We start from the raw sequence: 22,790 nt of genomic DNA on the forward strand, positions 1-22,790 counted from the left end.
AAAAACTATTATTTTAGGAGGATTAGAGATGAACTTTGAAGACAGAGTGGCAAAAAGAGCAAAATCTATAGAAATATCTACCATAAGATATTTCTTTAACATGGCGAAAGAGGTGCCTGGAGCGATATCCCTTGCTATCGGAGAACCAGACTTTGTGACGCCCGAGCACATAAGAGAGGCAGCAAAAAAGCCCTCGATGAAGGTAAAACAGGATACACTGTGAATCCGGGACTTATTGAATTGAGGCAAGAAATTTCGAATTATCTTAAGAAACGATATAACCTTTCTTACAATCCGGAAACTGAAATTTTAGTTACAATTGGGGCTACAGAAGCTATATATGTCGCTTTAAATACTTGGCAGAAGAAGGAGATGAAGTATTAATTCCAGAACCCTCATTTGTAGCCTATAACCCTTGCACGATTCTTGCAGGTGCTAAATCCGTTTTTGTTCCCACATATGAGGAGGACGATTTTGTATTAAGGGCAGATGTTTTAGAAAAGTACATTACGGACAAATCAAAAGTATTAATTTTACCATATCCTAATAATCCAACTGGCGCAGTAATGCCAAAAGAAGCGATGGAAAAGATAGCTGAAGTAGTTAAAAAACATGACCTTATTGTGGTTACTGATGAAATTTATTCTGAGCTAATATATAGTGGTTTTGAACACGTAAGCTTTGCTTCTTTAAAAGACATGTGGGAAAGAACAGTTACTATAAATGGTTTCTCGAAGTCATATGCGATGACAGGATGGCGTCTGGGATATATAGCTGCACCGGAATATTTTGTAAAACACATGACAAAAGTTCACCAATATAGTGTAACAGCGGCGGCTACAATGTGCCAGTATGCTGGAATTGAGGCTATAAAAAATGGGGATGAAGATATTTTAAAGATGAGGGAAGAATACGACAGAAGAAGAAAGTATTTACTTCAAAGTGTGAGAGAAATGGGGCTTGATTGTTTTGAACCAAAAGGTGCTTTTTATATATTCCCATCAATAAAAAAGACAGGTCTTACCTCAGAAGAATTCGCTAAGAGACTCCTTTTTGAGGCAAAAGTTGCAGTTGTGCCAGGAAACGCCTTTGGAGAAAATGGGGAAGGATATGTTCGAATGGCTTATGCAACCTCTATGGAAAACCTAGAGGAAGCAGTAAAAAGAATGAAAGAGTTTATGTCCAAGTTTTAAAAAATAAAATGCGGAAGGTGAATAGCATGCCTTCTGCATTTTTATTATTATTTTTTTATTTAGTTTACTTTTGCCACATTTAAATTGCAAAATGTTAAGCTTTTCATTATCGTAGAAATAAAGTATAATTTGAAATAAAAGAGGTGATAATTATCACACTCAATGAAAGATGTACTCAAATTCTTGTTAAACTTATCAATTCTAATGCGCCTATTAAAATTTCTGACCTTGCAAAAATATTTAATGTAAGCAGTAGAACTATAAGATATGACCTTGATACAATTGATGAGTTTTTAAAGTACAATAATTTGCCACAATTGATGCGAAAACCGAATGTAGGTGTGAAATTTTCTGAACTATTGGAACACAGAAATAAAGTTTTATCTCTTCTTGATAATCTCAATATTTATTATTACAACTTATCTCAAAAAGAAAGAGTAAATATCATATTAAGTGAACTTATACAGCAAAAAGACTACATCACTATCAATAGCATTGCAGATAAATTGATGGTGTCAAGAAGTACCATTATAAAAGATTTAAAGGATGTAAGAGAGTGGCTTACACGTCATGGACTTCAGTTAAAGTCTGCACCGAAATATGGAATCAAAGTTGTGGGGGATGAAAAACAATTAAGACGAGCCGCGATAGAACTTTTAACAGAGGTAATTGACGTTAATAAGGCGCTGGATATTGTAAAATCTCCGATTTATACTCGTTCTAGTGTAGGAATTGATAAACAAATTACCAAGCTGTTTGAGGATATAGACATACCTTATATCGAAGAATGTATACAAATAGCAGAAAGAGAACTGGAAACTGTTTTTTCTGATGCTGCATTTTCTGGCCTTGTAATTCACATAGCAATAGCAATTAAAAGGATACAACTTGGGAAAGACATAATTATGCCAAAAGAAGAATTAAAAGCTTTAGAAATTACAAAAGAGTTTGCTGTAGCATCAAATATTGCAAAAATGTTGGAGGACCATTTTAAGGTTTCTATTCCACATGATGAAATTGGATATATTACAGTCCATCTTCTAGGAAGCAATGTTACAAAAACGCGACCTTACGCTAATGAAAATTGGGTTGAGTATCAGCTATTAACAGAAAAAATTATTAGGAATGTTAGCAGCAAAGTAAATCAAGATTTGTCAGGAGATAGGCAGCTTTTTGAAGGGCTTTTAGACCATTTAAGACCGACAGTATACCGGTTAAGACACGGCCTTAAATTAAAAAATCCTATTTTGGATGAAATTAAGGCAAATTATAAAAAATTGTTTGAGATAGTAAAAGAAAGTCTAAAACCTTTAGAAGATTATACAGGCAAAGAATTAAATGACGAAGAAATAGGTTATTTTACAATACATTTTGGCGCTGCGATTGAAAAGCTAAACATTGCTAAAGCACCAAAGCTTAATATACTCGTCGTATGTGGTACAGGAATAGGTACGGCGAAACTTCTTTCTTCGAGATTACAATCAGTTTTTGATGTAAATATAGTAGATACTGTTGCATACCATCAGGTAAAAGAAATATTGAAAGAAAAAGATATAGATTTAATAGTATCTACTGTCCCGATTCCTTATGAGGGTATTAAAGCTATTGAAGTAAATCCCCTTCTTACAGAAAAAGACATAGAATTATTAAAAAGTCTTATTATTAAACCTAAGGTGCAACATACAGTTATTGACGATTTGATAAAAATAATAGAAAAGCATTGTGTCATAAACAATCGTGAAAAATTGATGGAAGATTTATCAAAATTTTTAAATAAAGCATCATATGAAAATGCGAGAGGAGTTGTACAACCAGTGTTAAAAGACCTTTTGACGAAGGAGACTATAAACTAAATGTTGAAGCAAAAGATTGGGAAGAAGCAGTGAGGATAGGAGGTGAGTTATTAGAGAAAAGCGGAGCAATTGAGCCAAGATATATTGATGCAATGATAAACACTGTAAAAGAAATAGGACCGTATATTGTAATTGCGCCAGGTATAGCAATGCCTCACGCGAGACCAGAAGCAGGTGCAAAAAAAATAGGTATGAGCTTAATTACACTAAAAAATCCTGTTAACTTTGGAAACAAAGAAAACGATCCAGTAAAAATTGTAGTTTCTCTTTGTGCAATTGACCACTCTTCACACCTTAAAGCATTGTCTGAATTGGTGGAGCTTTTGGGGGATGAGAAATTTGTGTCTTTATTAGCAACAGCCGAAAGAAAGGAGGAGGTTTTGGAATATATTGGGGTGGATAAATAAAGAAGAAATGATATTGTTTGATTTAAAAAGCCATAAAAAGGAGAATGAATGGTTTAGAGTAACGTTAAGGATAAAATGATAGGTAAAATTTGTCTAAGTTATGGAATAGTGAGATGCATTAAAAATGGGAATAACTTATTGAGGAGTGAAAGGTAATGAGAATTTTAACAGTTTGTGGCTTAGGCCAGGGGACAAGTTTAATATTAAGAATGAATGTTGAAAGTGTATTAAAAAATATAGGTGTTACAGCAGAGGTAGAAAATAGTGATGTAAGTACAGCGTTGTTTGAAAAAGCTGACTTAATTATTACTAACAAAGAATTAGCTGAAAACCTTGCAAATTCTCCCATTCCAATTTTGATAGTAAAAAACTATTTTGATAAACATGAGATACAAAACGCATTAGTTAATTATTTCAAAAAATCTGAATAAACCCGTAAATCGAAGGAGGTATTGTTAATGCGTGCCATAATGTGGATTGCTACAAATATTTTAGGTCAGCCCTCAATTTTGATAGGTTTAGTAGTGCTTTTAGGATTAATTTTACAGCGGAAAAATTTTAGTCAAATTATAAGTGGAACTTTCAAAGCAATAATAGGGTTTTTAATTATAGGTGGAGGCTCAAGTATAATTGTAGGGTCTTTGAATGTATTTCAGCCTATGTGGAAAGAAGTTTTTGGTTTGGAAGCTCAAAAACTTGGTCAATTCATGGGACAAGCAGCATTCAACCAGAAATTTGGGACAATAATTACTCTTTCTATGGTTTTGGGATTTTTAGTAAATGTGTTTTTAGCAAAAATAACAAAGTGGAATTATATTTACTTAACAGGACATATGATGTTTTGGACTACCGTAATTTTTACAGGGATAATTGTACACGTAGCAGGTCCTTCTGTACCTATGTGGAAAATGGTTTTGTTTTTATCAATTTTTTTAGGCTTGTATTGGACACTCCAGCCTGCGTTAACTCAACCTATCATGAGGAAGATTACTGGTGGAGATCAGGTCGCACTGGGGCATACAAGTGCTTCAGCTGCTTTAATTGGTGCTGGATTAGGTAAATTGCTTGGAAATAAAAAAAATGATTCAGAGTCATTCAAAATACCTAAGGGTTTTGAATTTTTGCGAGATTCTAACGTGATTATAGCTCTAATTATGGGAACTTTATATATTTTAGGTGCACTACTTGTCTTACTTAAACCCAAAACTCCAGAGATTGAGAAATTGCTCAAAATGGCCAGTGATCAGAATTTTATAGTATTCTCATTTATACAAGCTCTTCAGTTTGCTGCTGGTATTGCGATAGTTTTATTTGGTGTTAGAATGTTAATTGGCGAAATAGTCCCGGCTTTCAAAGGTATTGCCGATACCATCGTGCCTAACGCAAAACCTGCTTTAGATTGTCCCATTGTATATCCTTATGCTCCTACTGCTTCGATATTGGGATTTGTAGGGGCATTTGCGGGTGCATTAATATGGCTCTTAGCTATAGGTAAGACTGTTGGTTATGTTTTTGTACCTACCATGATAGTGTTGTTTTTCCATTCTGCTACAGCAGGTGTTTTTGGGAATGCTACGGGTGGTGTTAGAGGAGCACTTATAGCTGGTTTTATGACGGCTACAATAGTGGCATGGGGGCAGTATTTTATGGTCACATACTTGATAAGTAGTACCATACCTGATACAGCGATGTGGGCTGCAGACTCTGACATGTTTATATTAGGTCCTATAGTTGCTTTATTAAGCAAACTACTATTTTGATATGGCATTTTTCCAAAAAATTATGGAGCAGAATTTCAATCTTTGGGAGTGAGGACAATGAGCTTTATTAGAACATTTAATGGTGATATTAATCCTGACGAATTAGGCTTCACATATTCTCATGAGCATATTGTTTGTATACCTCCTTACTGGAAAGAAAAAAATGAGGAAGATTTATTGTTAGATGATGAAACAAATCGTTACAAGATGTTTTGGATTTTAAGAAAGCTGGTGGCGAGACTATAGTTGATGCTACAGCTGTGGATTATGGCAGAGAAGTAGAAGCGGTAAAAAGGATTTCGGAAAAGAGTCAAGTAAAGATAATTGGCACTGCAGGGTTTAATAAAGGTTTTCTTTGGAATGCAAAGCTTAAAGATAATGTAAAACAAATTGTGGGTAATTATGAAACTTATGGTGAGTGGATTGAAAAAGCTCCGATAAAAGAACTGGCTGAATATGTTATAAGTGAGGTCGAAGAAGGGTTAGAAGGTACAAAAGTTCGCGCAGGACAATTGAAGTGTGGTACAGGTTATAATTCAATTTCCCCTTTAGAAGAAAAGGTAATAAAAGCAATTGCAATAGCTCATAAAGAGACAAAAGCTCCTATTCATTGTCATACAGAAGCAGGCACTATGGCTCTCGAGCAAATTGAATTATTAAGAAAAGAAGGAATAAACTTAGAATATGTTTCTTTTGGGCACATGGACAGAAACCTAGATCCTTACTATCATGTTCAAATTGCAAAAACAGGTGCTTTTTTGTGCTTTGACGGTATAGGAAAAATTAAATATGGACCTGAAAGCAACCGTATTAACGAAATTATATTTTTAGTTAAACAAGGATTTAAAGATCAAATTTTGATTAGTGGCGATATGGCAAGAAAAAGTTATTACAGACATTATAAACACGGGTTAGGTTTGGATTTTATAATTAAAAAATGGATACCAAGGTTTATAGAGGAAGCTGATCAAGCTGGTCTTGATGGTGAAAGTTTAATAAAAGATTTCTTTATCAATAATCCGAGGCGTTGCTTTGCATTTAAAATATAAGTAAGGTGGTATAAAAGATGGACTTAAATTCAATGACCTATGTCGAACTGGAAGAACAAATAAAGAAAACTAAAATTGCTATTTTACCTATAGGTGCACTTGAAGCACATGGTCCACATCTTCCTCTAGGTACGGATAACTACTTGGCTGAAAGATTGGCACAAAAAGTTGCAGAAAAAATTGAAGCGATTGTTCTTCCAACATTTGCTTATGGTCAAGTTTGGAGCCTTCGGAATGTTGCGGGCAGTATTAATATTAGTAATGAACATTTAAAAGCCATATTAGTGGATATAGGAACAAGTATTTACAAGTTTGGAATACGTTACTATGTTATAATAAATGGGCATTTTGGAAATAATGTTGCCATTAAAGAAGCAGCAAGAGAATTATATGAAAAGATTCCAGAATTAAAAGTATATTATTTTTTCTATCCTGGAGTATCTCATATTATAGATGAAGTAAGAGAATCAGAGCCTCTTCCCGGTGGATATTTCCATGCATGTGAAATAGAAACCTCTTACATGCTATATCTTGCTCCAGAACATGTTCAAATGGAAAAAGCAATAAATGATACACCTAATTTGCCAGAAGATTTTGAATATACTCCAACCCCGTGGGATAGAGTCACATCCACAGTAGTTATGGGAAACGCAGCTTTAGCTACAAAAGAAAAAGGGGAAAAAATAATTAATGCTGCGATTGATAATATAGTAAAAATTTTAAAAAAGCGGTTAACAACTAAGGAAGGGGTATAGTATGATGGAAAGATATTTAAAAACCATAAATGAATTACTAGGTGAAATAACACGACATGAACAAAACAAACTGAAATATGTAGCTGAAAAAATTGCAGATACAATTCCTAAAGGAGCCGTTGTACATCTTTTTGGAGCAGGACATTCACATATATTATCAGAAGATGTTTTTTATCGTGCAGGGGGGTTGGTACCCATTAATCCTATTTTTGATGAAAATTTGATGCTTCATAATGGAGCACTTCGTTCTTCGCATCTTGAAAGAATGAGTAATTATGCTCATACTTTTATGGAGTCTCAAGATATACAACCAGGCGAGGTATTTATTGTTTTTTCGAATTCAGGAAGAAATGGGGTACCAATCGATGTAGCTTTGTATGCAAAAAACAAACAGGCATTTGTAGTAGGGGTTACGTCAATGCAATATAGTGTAAAATATCCTTCGAGACATGTTTCGGGTAAAAAATTATACGAAGTAGTTGACGTATACATTGATAATCATTGTCCCCCTGGAGACGCACTGTTTCAATTTGAGGGCCTTCAAGAGCCATATTTTCCAGGTTCTACAATAGCTGGTTCTTTCATTATTCAATCGATATTGGCTATGGCTATTGAGAAAATGGTTGAGAATGATTATATTCCTCCTATTTTACTGAGTGGAAATATAGATGGTGCCGATATGCATAACAAAAAATTAATAGAAAAGTATAAAAAAAGAATTATTTATTACTATTAGTACTATTTAGCTCACTTGTTTGTAAAATTCCTGGTTTAAACCTAAAGGAACAAAATTTGCAAGATAAAAATTAAAAGAAATTTTAAATTTAGCTGTATTTCAGTAACTGGGGGTATTATTTACGATGAAAAAACAACAAATAATTGAGAAACTTGAACAACAGAAAATTACAGCTGTAATTCGCAACAGTGATATTGATACGGTATTTTTTTTAGCTGATGCTTTAAAGAAAGGTGGAATTGAAGCATTAGAGATAACTGTTGAAACACCTGGAGCTTTGGATGTGATTAAGGAGTTAAATAAAACTGACAAATATTTTGTGGGAGCTGGGACAATCTTAGATGCAGAAACAGCAAGAGCTGCTATTTTAGCTGGGGCAAAATTTATATTTACACCTATTATGCGACTTGATGTAATAAGATTATGTAATAGGTATGGTATACCTGTAATTCCCGGAGCTACTACACCTACCGAAATTTTGGCTGGTTATGAGGCAGGGGCAGATTTTATCAAAGTTTTTCCAGCTGGTGTATTTGGTCCTCAATATTTAAGAGAAATTTTAGGACCACTCAAACATGTACCTATTTTTGTAACTGGAGGAATCAACAAAGATAATATTAAAGACTTTATTTTAGCTGGTGCAAAAGGAGTATCGATAGGAGGAGCATTAATAGATAAAGATGTTATTGTAAATGGAATGTTTGATAAAATAACGGAAAGAGCTATTGAGTTTGTGAAATTAGTGAATGATATCAATAAATAGAGAGAAGTTTACTACAGATATTGTTATGAGACAAAGCGGCAACATAAGGAAGTGTAGAAATAAGGCTATTGGAGAATATCCAATAGTCCCAGTTTGTTAACAAAACAACAAAATTTAAGCCCCTGTTTTCTTAGTCCCGAAAACAGGGGCTGTATATATCTGGATAAAATTGTCATTAAAGTTCCAAATAATGGGTAAAAATTTAAAGCGCCAAAAGGGACCTTACCCCATTGTCTCTTTCCTTCTCTCATATACTTCTTTACAGTAAGGTGCATGCCTTAGGTGTTCTGCTTCTTCTACATATCCTTCCCATATGTGCCTGAATATCATCTTTGTGTAGTCTTTACTTTGGGTACACCTTTCTCTTAAAGGGCAATTCTTGCATTTTTCTGGATTTGATTTGTACTCTATATCCTTCTCTGTTGGTTGTAACATATGTTAGTATTTCATTTTGGGGACATATGTAACAGTCATAATAGTCATCATACACAAACTCATGTTTCTTCATAAAACCGTCTTTTGTTTTTGGTCTTGTGTATGGCACTGCTGGTATTATTTCTCTATCAAATATTGTCTTTGATATGTACGGATTTTTATATCCTGCATCTACTGCTATTGCTTTCGGTTTTCCTACCATATTTTCAACTTCTTTTAGTACTTCTTCAAACATTACGCTATCGTGGACATTTGCAGCTTCAACTTTTACTCCTAATACAAATCTATTTTTATCGTAGACTGTGTGAAGTGAATAGGTTTTGTAGTGAATAAGAGATTGATAAGACTAATAAAAATTTTTATCATAAGCAGGAATTTAAAATTTATAGCGAATATATATAATGTAAACTAAAGCACAAATTACATTATACTGCACAAATGTGCAAAATTTAATTGAGATACGACTAAAGTATATTATTGCAGTAATAAGTTAGAAGAAGCAAAAAGATAAATAAAAAGCTTGATGACAATTAAAATAATATAGTTGGAGGTAGATACGATGGAAAATTCGTGGTTAAATCTAGAAAACAAAGTTGCGATAATAACAGGAGGTGCTTCTGGTATAGGTAAAGAAATAGCAATTAAGTTAGCAGAACAAGGAGCATCAGTAGTTATAGCTGATATAAATTCTGATGGTGAGGAGGTCATAAATCAATTAAGAGGGGGAAGAAAAAGACATCTATTTTTACAAACAGATGTTGCTAAAAAAGATAGTGTTAGGAAGATGGTAGAGAATGTTATGAAGATATTTAGAAAAATTGATATATTGGTTAATAATGCTGGTATAAATATTCCAAGACTTTTAGTAGATCCTAAAGATCCAAATGGGAAATATGAGTTAAACGAGCAAGACTTTGACTTAATGGTAGCAGTAAATCAAAAGGGCACTTTTTTCTGCACCCAGGAAGTAGCGCGAGAAATGATAAAAAATAGATACGGTGTCATAATTAATATGAGCTCGGAAGCAGGTCTTGAAGGTTCAGAAGGTCAGAGTTGCTATGCAGGAACAAAAGGTGCTATTTATGCTTTTACAAGGTCATGGGCAAAGGAATTGGGTAAATATGGAATAAGAGTTGTAGGAGTTGCTCCAGGGATTATTGAAGATACAGGATTAAGAACTTTAGAATATGAAGAGGCTCTTGCTTATACAAGAGGTATTACTGTAGAAAAATTAAGAGAAAATTATGAAAATAACTCGATACCTTTAGGAAGAGCTGGTAGAGTTAGTGAAATAGCAGATTTGGTTTGCTTTTTGGCTTCAGAAAGAGCAAGTTATATTCATGGAGTTACTTACAACATTTCAGGTGGAAAATCTCGTGGTTAAGTTGCTCAACATATAATTTTCTACTCTCATCACCCCTCATGTTTTGCGTTTTATAAATCAAATATTACACTATTGCACATTTGTGTTAAAAAGTTTATACTACTAAAGTAGAATAAAATATGAGGGTGATGCTATGAGTAAGTGGGAAGAAACAAGGCTTCTTGCTAAAATTGCTCAGATGTATTATATTGAAAATTTAACTCAAACTGAGATATCCAAAAAATTAGGCATTTATCGGACAACTATAAGCAGACTTTTGAAAAGGGCAAGAGAAAAGGGAATAGTAGAAATCGTGATCAAAAGTGATTTTGGTGAGTGCTTAGAATTGGAAAAATTGTTGGAGAGTAAATTTTCTTTAAAAGAAGCTGTTGTTATACCATCTACAGATGAGCAAAACGAAATAATATTAAAACAAATGCTTGGTAAAGCCGGAGCAGAATATTTAAAAAGAATTGTTAAAGATGGTGACGTAGTAGGGTTTGCATGGGGTACTACCATGGCTGCAGTTGCGAATGCACTGTCGGATTGTAATAGTATATCTGCTAATATTATTCCCCTTGTAGGTGGACCAGGAAACATAGAAAGTGAATACCATGTTAATACAATAGTATCAAAAGTTGCGTCTGCCTTTAAGGCTAAAGGACATTATCTCTATGCTCCGGCTATTACTGCAGAAAAAGAAACGAAAAAAGCTATTATGAATGATAATAATTTAAAATCAATACTAGAATTATGGAATAAAGTTAATATTGCAGTGGTAGGAATAGGCGCCCCTATTAAGTCTTCTAATCTAATATGGTCAGGTTATTTTGGAAATGAAGATATTGAATTTTTGAAAAAGGTAAATGCAGTTGGTGATATATGTTCTAGATTTTACGACATAAATGGTAATATTATAAATTCGGATTTAAATGATAGAACAATAGCGATAGATTTAGAAAAACTGCGAAATATTGAATATTCAATAGGAGTTGCTGAATCTCTTGAAAAGGTTCCCTCAATATTAGGAGCGTTAAATGGTAGATTTATAAATGTGCTTATTACTACAGAAAGAACTGCAAAATTATTAATTGAATTAAACAACAATATGTAAAAGATGTATTATTAGATAATTTCATAAACAATTTCCCGAGAGAGGGATTTTATGGTTTGGCATATAGTTATATTGCTGGGAGCTGCATGGTTTATACAAAGTATTTTGGGATATTTGCAAATAAAACATTTCAATAAGCATTTTAAAAAAATGAGAGAATTAGGAAGAGTTGCAATAGGGAAGAACAAAGGCAAAATAAGAGCTGGGGTAGTTGTTTTAATTGCGGTCGACGGAAATGGTAACATTATTCGAGTTGAAAAGATGAAAGGTGTTTCGGTCTTTGCCAGAATGAAACCTGTGAAAGGATTAGAAGACAAAAATATTCTCAGCATAGATAATAACACACTAAAAAATTTTGACAAATTGACAGCTAAAGCTATAGAGAATGCAATAGAAAATTTTAAAAAATTTTCTGGTGAAGGAGGTGAGGAATAGAAGAAATGTTTTAAATAGTTTATAAGTAGTTATGCAAAATTAAATAAAAGAACAAAAAGGAGGCAATTTTATGGAAGTATTGACACATGCGGCGGAAGTTTTTATAGGTTTATTTCAAGAAGGTGGAAAAACATTTGTAAATATGCTTTCTGGGATAGTCCCCACATTAATAATGCTCCTTGTTGCGATGAATGCATTAATAAAATTTGTTGGTCCTGAAAAGGTTGAAAAATTAGCAAAAGCTAGTTCAAGAAATGTATTTACAAGATATCTTATACTACCTGTGGTTGGAACATTCTTTTTCTGCAATCCCATGACATTATCATTAGGCAAATTTTTACCAGAAAAATACAAACCTAGCTATTATGCAGCAGCATCCTTTTCATGTCATACCATGAATGGACTGTTTCCGCATGTAAATCCAGCTGAACTCTTTGTGTTTTTAGGTATAGCGAATGGTATTACTCAACTAGGTTTGCCAACAAGTGACTTGGCTTTAAGATATTTTTTGGTAGGAGTTGTAACGAATTTCTTTAGAGGTTGGATAACAGATTTCACAACTTCTTGGGTTGAGAAGCAACAAAATGTTAAATTAAAGACAGAAATTTCTCTTAAATAATCTCCTAGATAAATTACTTAACAGAAAAAATGAAGTTAAACAAAAATATTTATAAAGCCTTTACTAAGGAAATTTTTGGTTAAAATACTTTTAATAACACAAAATTTATAATAAAGGAGGATGGAAAATGAGCAAATATAGGAGTGTAAAGATAACTGCGGGGCCAGGTGGATTTGGTGGACCTTTAATTATAACGCCTACAGAGAAAAGGAACAAAGTTGTGACCATTACAGGAGGAGATATTTCACCTGTTGCGAAAAGGATTGCTGAGTTAACGGGTTGTGAACTGATAGACGGTTTCAAAACTACAGTACCAGATGATGAAATTGCATGCGTAATAATAGATTGTGGTGGAACATTAAGGTGTGGTATATACCCTCAAAAAAATATACCAACAGTAAATTTGACACCTGCTGGTCCAAGCGGTCCGCTTTCACAATATATTAAACCTGATATATATGTCTCAGGAGTTAAAACGAACAACATAGAACTATTTAATGGGCCTATAGAAGAGATAAAAGCTAACATTGGAGAAGTTGCAGCAGCAACTACAAAGCCAAAGTATGATACAAGTAAAAAAATTAGTGAACAATCAAATACAGGAAATTTAATGGTTAAAATAGGTAAAGGCATGGGATACTTAGTTGGGGTACTATATCAAGCAGGGCGTGATACTATAGATACAGTATTAAGGACGATTCTTCCATTTATGGCTTTTGTATCTATGCTGATTGGCATAATATTAAAATCTGGAATAGGCGATGTATTAGCACACTTATTAACACCTCTTGCAGGTACATTACCCGGATTGTTACTATTATCAGCAATTTGTTCTTTTCCATTCCTTTCGCCGTTTTTAGGACCTGGTGCGGTAATAGCTCAGGTTATAGGTGTATTAGTTGGTGTTGAAATAGCAAAAGGCCATATTCCTCCACAATTATCTTTGCCTGCTTTATTTGCAATAAACTCACAGGCGGCATGCGATTTTATACCTGTGGGGCTTGGACTTGCAGAAGCAGAACCGGAAACAGTAGAAGTTGGTGTACCATCTGTATTGTATAGTAGATTCTTGACTGGTCCTACCACCGTATTTATTGCATGGCTTGCAAGTTTTGGCCTTTATTCAAAATGAGTAGTAAATAATGTAGGGCAAGAAGATAGTGTACCTATCTTCTTCCCTTATTATATATTAAGAATTTTATTCGGAGGTGAGCAAAATGAATACTATTTATGAAACAATTGTTACTAAAATAGGTGCAAAGGTACAAGATTTTTATTCAGAAAAAATTATTATATTATTTCGAGATAATGTTCCGGATGAACTAATTGATTATTGTGTACTACATGATAATAACATAAATAAAGTACATTTAGATTATAAAAATATAGAAGTTGGAGATATACTTAAAATAAATGAAGAAAAATTTAAAATAACAGCAGTGGGTGAATTGGTCAATATTAACCTTAGAAATCTAGGACACATTACTATAAAATTTGACGGAAGTACGACAGCAGAACTACCCGGAACTTTACATGTAGAAAATAAAAATATACCAATTATAAATGTAGGGGATGCAATAGTAATTGTGAGGGAATAATAATAATTAATTTACCATAAAACCAAGTAGAGATGTGTGTTTAACTTTGCTTTTTATGGATTTTCTCCGTTTCGTTTTGTTTAGTTTATGAAAAATTTAAGGTTATACAAGAACAGAAAGAAGGGAGGAAAATTATTATGTTATTATTAATGGATACAGCTAACATAAAAGAAATTAAACAAAGCATTGAAATGTATCCGATAGATGGTGTAACGACAAATCCTTCTATAATAGCAAAGGAAAAAAGGGATTTTATTGAGTTATTGAAGGAAATTAGAGATATAATAGGATATGATAAAATGCTTCATGTACAGGTTATTAGCCAGAAAGCAGATGAAATTGTAGAAGAAGCAAAATATATAAATAAAGAAATAGGAGGAAATTTATATATAAAAATACCCGTAATACCTGAAGGAATAAAAGCCATAAAAATGCTTAATGGAGAAATAAAAACAACGGCAACTGCTGTATTTACACCTCAACAGGCTCTTATAGCGGCTAAATCTGGTGCCGATTTCGTTGCGCCTTATGTAAACAGATTAGATAATATATCCGCAAATGGCATTAAAGTTGTATCAGATATTGTGAAACTTATAAATATATATAATTTTAATACTAAAGTTATTGCAGCAAGTTTTAAAAATGTCGAACAAATTCATGGAGTATGTATGGCTGGAGCTCATGCTATTACGGTTAATTATGATATGATAAATCAAATGATTTTCCATCCAATGACTGATTGGAGTGTGTCGCAATTTGTTAAAGATTGGGAAAATTTTATGGTAATAAAAAATACGAACATAGGAAATTATATTTAGAAGTAATTACAAATAGGTAAAATTTAGGATAATGCGAAAATGTGAAATAACATAAATATAAATAAATTGAGATTGCGGCTTTAAAATATTTAAAGAGGAAATTTGATGACTACATTACAAAAGAGAGTTACTCTGTTAATATAAACTAAATAAGAGTTTTATCAATTGCTATGACAAGGGAGGGCAAATGACAGAGACCGTGGCGAGTAGAGCAGCATGAGGAATATTTTATTAAAACAGGGAGCTTTTTAAAAAAGAGGCATCAGAATAGATCAAGTCCAAATTTCTGTATAAAAATTCCACTGGATACAACCAGATGTTCATATTACCGCTGCCCGGCTTATTATATTGTCTCCGGACATGTAGGTATCAAAGATACGCTATTACCGGGCCTTGACAGCCCTTGACAACAAGAGTCTTCAGCAGTTGTTAAAAGCTACCGGGGGTGATAATGGTTAACTATCTTTTCTCTTGTTTTTTTGCCATTTAAAATACTCGGCCGTATCCAAGTACTTTTTGCCACAAGACCATTTTTTCATCTTGTTATTCCATTAGTAAAGTTCCGATTAGGAGAATAGCAGATTCTCAACTGGGGAATACCCTTATCACTCTTTCACGGCAGCAAATCACTTCATTTAACCGCTATAACATATTAGTAGTGCGAGGTCTCTTTTGGTAAAGTTCAGCAAGTTCTAAAGTCCGTATTGCATTTTCAAACCCCTCTTCTAAAACTTCCATTGTCATAGGTGCTTTATTTCTATATTCTCTAATACTTGTTTAGTACTGGTACGTGATGAAGACATATTTACTACCCAATTTATTAAAGAACAGAGAGTAAAAAGTACCAACATTTTTTAGTATATTCTCAAGAAGTAAAGTAGGAAACTGAAAAACATGGGAGGAGACCAGAGCTTTAAAGCCTCTAAACTTTTTAAATGGTGTCCTCCCATTCATCCTTTTACCATTATAAGGTCTGAAGAAATTCCATGTATCTTGCCATCTGTGGGCTTTTTGGATAAATTCCTCTTTTCTTTGCATCTTTCAGAATGAATCATTAAAAAGTACTCATCATCCGCTCTATGTGAATTTTCAATTATACCCATCAAGTGTTTTGCTTTCGGTGGGATAGGATTTAGCTCTGAGGTCAGTGGTGAACTTGCCGTTATGAAATCTAGGAACTCTAAGATATGAGTTTTCAAAACACAGCTTTTTAGTAAGAGAAAAAATTTTAAGATACTTTTACCAACATTTTATGGTTATTTACATAAATAATCTTTTTCTGACCTTTTAACATAATAAATATCTACTTACTTTATGTCTTAATATAGAGAGACTTGTTGATTTCTTTTATATATCAATTCCTTACCAAGAAAGGGATTTTTAATCATTTTGCCCAAAAATTTTTACAGTCTCAAGACGATTGAATTTGCAGAAAATGATTCAAATACATATTAAAAAATTATGATTAAATCTATAAGGGTTTAAAATTTTTAAAATTTATTTGTTTTATAAATACTTAATTCATTTATCTTTTACATATTTTCTGAGATAATTGTAATATATACTCCATTAGAACAAGTGCTGGTACTCTTGATGTAATTTCTATATCATCATTTATAACGTATTTATTGGAAAATACAAACAAAGATTTGTCAGCAATATTTGATAAAGTATTATTGCTTAAATTAGTAAGTGATACAATTGTTGCCTTCTTTGATTTCGCGATATTGACTGCTTTTATTATTTGTTTTGTTTCACCTGTCATTGAAACTGCAAATACCAGGTCATGAGCGGTCAAAGTTCCAGCAGATGCATACATTATACTTGTATCATCATAAGAGTAAGATATTTTATTAATAGACCTAAATCTTCTTGCCATTTCTATACAAACCATTTTTGATGAACCTTCACCGTAAAAATCAATGCGGTGTGCTTTATAGATTAGCTCGAGAATTTCTTCTATTAATTGAAAATTTAACAAATCTTTAGTTTTTTCGATATCATCGAATATCGTACCCGAAAATTTTTTATCAGGTTTGATACTAACATTAACTGCTGTTAAATATAAACTATTTTTAAGTTCAGAATATCCTCGGAAACCGAGTTTTTTGCAAAAACGTACTATTCCTGCTGGAGATGTAAATGTTAATTTTGATAAATCTTTTATAGTCATATCTTTAACTTCAGAGGCGTGTTCAATTATATATTTTAACAATTTATTTTCATCTTTATTCAAGTTTGTTCTATTCTTTTCGATCATGTCGAAAAAATTCATTATTCCACCCTCTTTCGCAGTGATATGAAAATAATTTTACTAAGTGAAAATGTTTAAAGTTTTAAATGATCGTTACAATATGTTTGAAAACTATTTAAAACCAATTACTAAGCAATTATAATTAAAAATTGATAGCTGTCAATTCTATCTTACATTTAATTATAGCATAGGAGGGATGGTTATGAAAAAGTTTAATATAACAATTGTTGGAGGTGGAAGTACTTGGACGCCAGGAATATTAAAGAGTTTGTGTAAAATGAAAGACAGATTTCCTTTAAAAAAGCTTACTCTGTTTGATATAAATGCTAAAAGACAGGCAGTAATTGGAGAATTCGCAAAAGTATTATTTTCTGAAGAATATCCTGATTTAGATTTCAACTATACTACGGATGCAGAAACTGCTTATAAAGATGTAGACTTCGTATTTGTGCAAATGAGAAGCGGTGGACTTAAAATGCGTGAGAAGGATGAAAAAATACCTTTAAGCATGGGCATTGTAGGACAGGAGACAGTGGGACCAGGAGGATTTGCATATGGGATGCGTTCAATTGGCGATATGATAAAGACTGTAAAGGACATAAGAAAATATTCTGAAAAAGCATGGATTTTAAATTACACTAATCCTGCAGCGATTGTGGCGGAAGCATTAAGGAGAGAATTTCCTAATGATAAGAGGATATTAAATATCTGCGATCAGCCGGTTAATTTGTTGAGGTCTTATGGAAGACTCCTTAACATGAAGGCAGATGAATTTGACCCTGTATATTTCGGATTAAACCACTTTGGATGGTTTACACATATTTATGATAAAGATGGAAATGATTTACTTCCAAAAATAAAACAACTTATACTTGAAAAGGGATTTATACCAGCTGACGCTGAACAGCGAGATAAATCATGGCTTGATACTTATGCTACAGTAAGAGATATATTGATAGATTTTCCTGACTACCTGCCAAATACGTATTTACAATATTATTTCTATCCGGATAAAATGACAGCAAAAGCCAATCCGAATTATACACGAGCAAATGAAGTAATGGATGGAAGAGAAAAAAGGATATTCGATGAATGCAGGCGTGTTATCGAAAGAGGTACTGTTAAGGGTGCTCAAATTTTTCATAACGATGCACATAGTGATTTTATCATTGAAGTAGCGGAATCAATTGCATTTAACAAAGCACGAAATTTTATAGTTATTGTTGAAAATAATGGCGTAATTTCAAATATACAGGATGATGCTATGGTAGAAGTTGCTGCATCTTTAACTGCAAGTGGTCCACGCCCATACGTTGTCGGGAAGATTCCTACATTTTATAAAGGCTTAATCGAATCCCAATTAGCATATGAAAAGCTGACAGTCGATGCTTATTTTGAAAGATCCTATCAAAAGGCATTGCAAGCGTTGACATTAAATAGAACTGTTGTTTCAGCTATAAAAGCACGTAAAGTACTTGATGCTCTAATTGAAGTGAACAAAGAATATTGGCCAGATTTAAAGTAGTTTTACTGTAGTAATAAGTACAAAGATTTAGAATATTTTTTGCAAATGTGTTTATTAAGTAAACAATTACTATTTTATGTAATATATCAGAATTAAAAACATTAAAAATAAATTAAAAATAAAAAGGGGGTATATTTGTGGGAAGAGTTGAATTAAACAAAAATAATATTTCTACAAAAGACAGTAAATATTTTACTACTTTTCAACAATTGGCAAAGATTTTAATAACACCTGTAATGATTTTACCAATTGTAGGTATACTAATGGGGATTGGATCAGCATTTACCAGCCTACATTACTTAAAGTTTCTACATTCCTACAAAATAATGCAATTCAAACGTTCTTCAATATTTTAAAGGCGGCAGGTTCAACCGTTTTTAATAATATTTCCGTAATTTTTGCAATATCCATTGCAATAGGGTATGCTAAAAAAGAAAAAGGCATTGCGGGTTTGTGTGCCTTCATAGCTTTTGCTGTTATGCATGGTACAATAAGCACAATCCTTATAAGCTTAGGTAAGCTAAATCCAGCTAAACTTGGCATAGGACAAACGATGGTACTTGGCATACCATCTGTAGATATGGGAGTATTTGGTGGTATTATAATTGGCTTTTTAGTCGCATATCTTCATAATAAATATTATAACGTTTTACTGCCACCGATATTTTCTATATTCAGCGGTACCAAGTTTGTGCCTGTAGTCTCTGTTTTGGGGGCTATAGTTACCGGGTTTGTTATGTCTTTTGTTTGGCCTGTATTTCAAAGTGGACTTGGAACATTAAGCACTGTGATAAAAAGCACGGGAGTTGTAGGTTCATTTATATATGGTTTTACAGAACGCGCATTATTGCCATTTGGACTACATCATTTCGTTTATCTGCCGTTCTTCTTCACAAGCCTTGGAGGTTCAATAGAGGTAGGAGGGAAACTTGTTCAAGGGGCTATAAATATATTTCAGGCTCAATTAGCTTTACCTAGAGCAATGTTTGATATCAATGTAACAAGATTTCTGATGAACGGTAAAGTTATATTTGCTATGTTCGGCTTACCAGGTGCTGCTTTAGCTATGTATCATACAGCAAAACCGGAAAATAAAAATAAAGTAAAAACTTTACTGATAGCAGCTATCATTCCAGCGTTTTTTACAGGAATTACTGAACCTATTGAATTTACATTTTTGTTTGTAGCACCATTGCTATATGGTATACATGCGGTATTAGTAGGTTTTGCATATTTTCTGACATATTTATTTAAAGTTAATATACCGGGCTCTACAGCTTTTGGTGGACCATTTTTAAGCTTTGTATTCAATGGAATAATGCAGCAAGGTAAAGGTTCCAATTGGATCTACGGATTAATAATCGGTATTGTGTATTTCTTTGTATATTATTTCGTTTTTCGTTTCATGATAGAAAGGTATAATTTACAAACACCTGGCCGTGAAATCAGTATTATAGATACCCTTAATGACAATATACAATCGGTGCAAAAGAAATCAGTTTCAAATGACATTATTAATGAAATAATAACAGCACTTGGTGGCGCTGAAAATATAATTAATGTAGATGCTTGCTTCACGAGGTTGAGAGTAAAGGTAAAAGATGTAGCACGCGTCAGCGATGAAAAAATATGGCGTGAACTTGGTGCTAGTGGATTTTTAAAAGTCGAAAATGGAGTACAGGTTATTTTTGGTACAAAAGCAGATGTCTACAAGAGCAAAATAAAAGATATTCTCGGACTTGAATAAAAGAGGGTGTTCATTGTGTTTAGAAATTTATTTGGTAAAAAGAAAAGTGACAACCAGGAAGAAATAATTACATCTCCGATATCCGGCAATTTAGTTGATATTACAAATGTTCCCGACCCGGTATTTTCACAAAAAATGATGGGAGACGGAATTGCTATAGTGCCGACTGATGGAGTGGTTGTATCACCTGTAGATGGTGTTGTCATAAATGTTTTTAGAACAAAGCACGCTATCGGCCTCCGTTCAAAATGTGGTGTCGAAATTATGATTCACATAGGCCTTGAGACTGTTGAATTAAACGGTGAAGGTTTTGAAATGTATGTAAAGGACGGCCAGGATGTTAAGAAAGGCGACAGATTGTTAACATTTGATCTTGAAAAAATACGTAGCAAATCATATAATCTGATATCACCGGTAGTAATTACGAATATGGATGAAAAGGTAACGAAAATGGAAAAGTTAAATTTAGATAATACGGTTATTTGCGGTACACCAATTATGAGAGTTTTATTGAAATAATTTTAAAGAGGAAGACATTTTAAGAATTTTGTCGGACTTACTCGAGACTTAAATTTCCGAGTAAGTCCGACATTTCATCGCTGCTATCGTAGATTCTAACTTACAATCACAGTACCGTCTTCTCTTATTTCAATATACTGCCCATCTTTTACAAATTCTAAAAATTCATCCCCTAATTGGTCAATAGTTACAATCTTTTTATTGTTCCATACATAACAAAGTATAATCCCAGCAGCTGCAAGAGAATCTATATGCTTTGAAAAAAGCATTGCTTTTGGACCTATACCCAGTTCTGTAACGCTCTGTAAAATCATACCTCCAGTGGTAGAACCAATAGTTTGTGGAAGACAAATAATTTTACCTGCTAGATCCTTGTTGTAAAGATCTTTATTATTCTGATCAGAGCAAATTGCCTTTCCATTTCTATCATTAAGGCTTTTTAAATATGATGCGAGTATATTTAACCCTTGACGAGTTACAATACTTTCTCCGCTTACATTTCCACCCAGAACAACTCTTCCCTTAAACGTCCTTGTCAAATTCCACACCCCCTTATATATTCCCATTTACTATTATGTCTAATATATCATCGTCAAGGAAGAATCTGGCCGTAGAATAAGTTCTTAATTTATTTGAGTTTGTTATAATTGGTTGCTTTGCACACTCAGGATTACTCATGTACATAAGCGGGCATATATAAGTTAGATGCAATCCCATGTCAACCAATTTTTTATATGCCTCATTATCTAATTTAAACTTTGAAATAACGTCTGGAGCTGCGCATAATACAGTATTTATTGAAACCTTATCTTTCCCTGCTTTTGAAAGTCTATCAGAAATCTTTTCAACCCAACCATAAATTTGTCCAAGTGATAGATGGGGACATCCTATAAAGCACATAGTAGGCTTTGCATCTAAATCTTTCCAGAGTATCGGGTACGAATCAATTACTCTTTTAATCTCATTATCATCTATAGTATATATGCGGTAGTTTTCAACCAAAAGAGATCTCCCTTGCTCAACCGCTTCTGGAGTTATATTTTCCACATGATATAAACCCACAGCACCATTTGATGCACTAGCAGCACCCATATCTTTAAGGTAATCTAAAGTAGTACTATTAATCCCTTTTCCAAGGAATCTATCAAGACCCACAATATACGGTACATCCTCCATAACTTTCATACCTATTGCACTTCCTAAAACTTGTGCGTTTGGAAGTGTAGAAGTTTTGACTTCAACAAGCCATGTTGCCCGTCTTCCCTCATCCGTTACCAGTCCAAATTCTGGCACTTTACCAATGATACCGCATAAAAGCTCTATAAGGGCAGACATTCGATTAGTTCTCGCACCTATTATAGAATTTGCATATACTACAGCAGAAGATTCAGCCCACGAGAGAATCTGCCCCTTTTTAGGAATGTTCCCGACTTCTGGCATGTAACATGTGCATGTAAATGCGCTATCATCCTTTAGGCCTAATTTTTTGAGCTGTATCTCATATCTTTCCTGATTTTCATACATAGCATTAAATATCTTTTTTTGTGCTTCGGTACATTCTACATTATCATAATCAATAGGCCTTGGATCTACCGTAAAAGGTTCTTTTGTTTTCAATCCTGCATTTATTAGTTCATCCATCATATCAAATACGCTTTCTATCCCTGTCAGCGCAAATGATGTAACCAAATGTACTGGACCATCAATAGGGAGAAGCCTTCTAGCTTCAAAGGCTTCTCCGTAAAGCACTACAGACTCCAATACTTTTCTCATCACTTCGCCATGTTTTCCCTCCAGTATCTCCTTTTCTTCATCGGTAAGTTCCATCTTATACTGCTTCATGGCTT

The 22,790-nt window shown here is 33.3% G+C and carries 21 protein-coding genes and 4 pseudogenes; 20 read left to right on the forward strand and 5 right to left on the reverse strand.

The features are described from left to right. Positions 1-28: 28 nt before the first annotated feature. The 9 genes and pseudogenes from JCM7501_RS00990 to JCM7501_RS01025 all read left to right on the forward strand — a co-directional run bounded on the left by JCM7501_RS00990 (position 29) and on the right by JCM7501_RS01025 (position 8,516). Positions 29-1,193: pseudogene (locus tag JCM7501_RS00990) on the forward strand (pyridoxal phosphate-dependent aminotransferase). 134 nt (positions 1,194-1,327) lie between these two features. After that, positions 1,328-3,453, forward strand: a pseudogene (locus tag JCM7501_RS00995) (BglG family transcription antiterminator). A 155-nt stretch (positions 3,454-3,608) separates the two neighbouring features. Next, the gene (locus JCM7501_RS01000) at positions 3,609-3,884 is read left to right on the forward strand and encodes a PTS sugar transporter subunit IIB (RefSeq protein ID WP_028991653.1); all 276 of its coding nucleotides are present in this window, start codon (positions 3,609-3,611) and stop codon (positions 3,882-3,884) included. A gap of 27 nt (positions 3,885-3,911) precedes the next feature. After that, positions 3,912-5,213: a PTS ascorbate transporter subunit IIC gene (locus JCM7501_RS01005; RefSeq protein WP_028991652.1), complete on the forward strand. Its 1,302-nt coding sequence runs from the start codon at positions 3,912-3,914 to the stop codon at positions 5,211-5,213. A 57-nt stretch (positions 5,214-5,270) separates the two neighbouring features. Continuing rightward, positions 5,271-5,459 (forward strand): hypothetical protein, encoded by a 189-nt coding sequence (locus JCM7501_RS16365; protein WP_218184414.1) that lies wholly within the window; start codon positions 5,271-5,273, stop codon positions 5,457-5,459. Beyond that, a complete protein-coding gene (locus JCM7501_RS01010) occupies positions 5,426-6,262 on the forward strand; it encodes a phosphotriesterase family protein (protein WP_218184415.1) in 837 nt (278 codons plus the stop codon). The genes JCM7501_RS16365 and JCM7501_RS01010 overlap by 34 nt, the downstream gene beginning before the upstream one ends. Before the next feature lie 17 nt (positions 6,263-6,279). After that, entirely contained in the window at positions 6,280-7,017 is a 738-nt protein-coding gene (locus JCM7501_RS01015; RefSeq protein WP_028991650.1) for a creatininase family protein, read from the forward strand. 1 nt (position 7,018) lies between these two features. Further along, on the forward strand, positions 7,019-7,753 hold the full coding sequence (locus tag JCM7501_RS01020) for a sugar isomerase domain-containing protein (protein WP_028991649.1): 735 nt from the start codon (positions 7,019-7,021) through the stop codon (positions 7,751-7,753). Between the two features lie 124 nt (positions 7,754-7,877). Next, the gene (locus JCM7501_RS01025) at positions 7,878-8,516 is read left to right on the forward strand and encodes a bifunctional 4-hydroxy-2-oxoglutarate aldolase/2-dehydro-3-deoxy-phosphogluconate aldolase (RefSeq protein ID WP_028991648.1); all 639 of its coding nucleotides are present in this window, start codon (positions 7,878-7,880) and stop codon (positions 8,514-8,516) included. A 65-nt stretch (positions 8,517-8,581) separates the two neighbouring features. Here the strand turns inward: JCM7501_RS01025 and JCM7501_RS01030 are convergent. Next, a pseudogene (locus JCM7501_RS01030) lies at positions 8,582-9,267 on the reverse strand (transposase); the annotation flags it as partial. 243 nt (positions 9,268-9,510) lie between these two features. On the opposite strand from JCM7501_RS01030, the gene JCM7501_RS01035 reads away from it, so the two are divergent. The 7 genes from JCM7501_RS01035 (at position 9,511) to JCM7501_RS01065 (ending at position 14,898) form a co-directional block, all read left to right on the forward strand. Next, on the forward strand, positions 9,511-10,335 hold the full coding sequence (locus tag JCM7501_RS01035; RefSeq protein ID WP_028991646.1) for an SDR family oxidoreductase: 825 nt from the start codon (positions 9,511-9,513) through the stop codon (positions 10,333-10,335). Between the two features lie 133 nt (positions 10,336-10,468). Further along, a complete protein-coding gene (locus tag JCM7501_RS01040; protein WP_028991645.1) occupies positions 10,469-11,428 on the forward strand; it encodes a sugar-binding transcriptional regulator in 960 nt (319 codons plus the stop codon). A 51-nt stretch (positions 11,429-11,479) separates the two neighbouring features. After that, entirely contained in the window at positions 11,480-11,863 is a 384-nt protein-coding gene (locus JCM7501_RS01045) for a transcriptional regulator GutM (protein WP_003871420.1), read from the forward strand. A 70-nt stretch (positions 11,864-11,933) separates the two neighbouring features. After that, the gene (srlA, locus tag JCM7501_RS01050) at positions 11,934-12,482 is read left to right on the forward strand and encodes a PTS glucitol/sorbitol transporter subunit IIC (RefSeq protein WP_028991644.1); all 549 of its coding nucleotides are present in this window, start codon (positions 11,934-11,936) and stop codon (positions 12,480-12,482) included. 127 nt (positions 12,483-12,609) lie between these two features. Then, positions 12,610-13,614 carry a PTS glucitol/sorbitol transporter subunit IIB gene (gene srlE, locus JCM7501_RS01055; RefSeq protein WP_028991643.1) on the forward strand — a complete coding sequence of 335 codons (1,005 nt, stop codon included), beginning with the start codon at positions 12,610-12,612 and terminating at the stop codon, positions 13,612-13,614. An 85-nt stretch (positions 13,615-13,699) separates the two neighbouring features. Then, on the forward strand, positions 13,700-14,080 hold the full coding sequence (locus JCM7501_RS01060) for a PTS glucitol/sorbitol transporter subunit IIA (RefSeq protein WP_028991642.1): 381 nt from the start codon (positions 13,700-13,702) through the stop codon (positions 14,078-14,080). A 137-nt stretch (positions 14,081-14,217) separates the two neighbouring features. Then, on the forward strand, positions 14,218-14,898 hold the full coding sequence (locus JCM7501_RS01065; protein WP_054644764.1) for a transaldolase family protein: 681 nt from the start codon (positions 14,218-14,220) through the stop codon (positions 14,896-14,898). 777 nt (positions 14,899-15,675) lie between these two features. On the opposite strand, the pseudogene JCM7501_RS12465 reads toward JCM7501_RS01065, so the two are convergent. Then, positions 15,676-16,037 (reverse strand): annotated as a pseudogene (locus JCM7501_RS12465) (IS481 family transposase); the annotation flags it as partial. A 386-nt stretch (positions 16,038-16,423) separates the two neighbouring features. After that, positions 16,424-17,173, reverse strand: a complete 750-nt coding sequence (locus JCM7501_RS01070) for a MurR/RpiR family transcriptional regulator (RefSeq protein WP_054644765.1) — start codon at positions 17,171-17,173, stop codon at positions 16,424-16,426. Positions 17,174-17,354: 181 nt separating this feature from the next. Between JCM7501_RS01070 and JCM7501_RS01075 the strand changes: the two genes are divergently transcribed. The 4 genes from JCM7501_RS01075 to JCM7501_RS01085 all read left to right on the forward strand — a co-directional run bounded on the left by JCM7501_RS01075 (position 17,355) and on the right by JCM7501_RS01085 (position 20,943). Next, entirely contained in the window at positions 17,355-18,677 is a 1,323-nt protein-coding gene (locus JCM7501_RS01075) for a 6-phospho-alpha-glucosidase (RefSeq protein WP_038001995.1), read from the forward strand. Positions 18,678-18,814: 137 nt separating this feature from the next. Continuing rightward, positions 18,815-19,033, forward strand: coding sequence for a hypothetical protein (locus JCM7501_RS13240; protein WP_218184416.1), 219 nt, complete (start codon positions 18,815-18,817; stop codon positions 19,031-19,033). Beyond that, positions 19,027-20,424 carry a PTS transporter subunit EIIC gene (locus tag JCM7501_RS01080; RefSeq protein WP_256200990.1) on the forward strand — a complete coding sequence of 466 codons (1,398 nt, stop codon included), beginning with the start codon at positions 19,027-19,029 and terminating at the stop codon, positions 20,422-20,424. Before JCM7501_RS13240 ends, JCM7501_RS01080 begins: the two co-directional genes overlap by 7 nt. 15 nt (positions 20,425-20,439) lie before the next feature. Further along, positions 20,440-20,943, forward strand: coding sequence for a PTS sugar transporter subunit IIA (locus JCM7501_RS01085; protein WP_028991637.1), 504 nt, complete (start codon positions 20,440-20,442; stop codon positions 20,941-20,943). A 95-nt stretch (positions 20,944-21,038) separates the two neighbouring features. On the opposite strand, the gene JCM7501_RS01090 is transcribed toward JCM7501_RS01085, so the two are convergent. Beyond that, a complete protein-coding gene (locus JCM7501_RS01090; protein WP_028991636.1) occupies positions 21,039-21,482 on the reverse strand; it encodes an aconitase X swivel domain-containing protein in 444 nt (147 codons plus the stop codon). Positions 21,483-21,495: 13 nt separating this feature from the next. Next, complete coding sequence (locus JCM7501_RS01095) at positions 21,496-22,785, reverse strand: aconitase X (RefSeq protein ID WP_006569267.1); 1,290 nt, start codon at positions 22,783-22,785, stop codon at positions 21,496-21,498. Positions 22,786-22,790: the final 5 nt, after the last annotated feature.

The organism is Thermoanaerobacter thermocopriae JCM 7501 (assembly GCF_001310975.1).
GTDB lineage: Bacteria > Bacillota > Thermoanaerobacteria > Thermoanaerobacterales > Thermoanaerobacteraceae > Thermoanaerobacter > Thermoanaerobacter thermocopriae.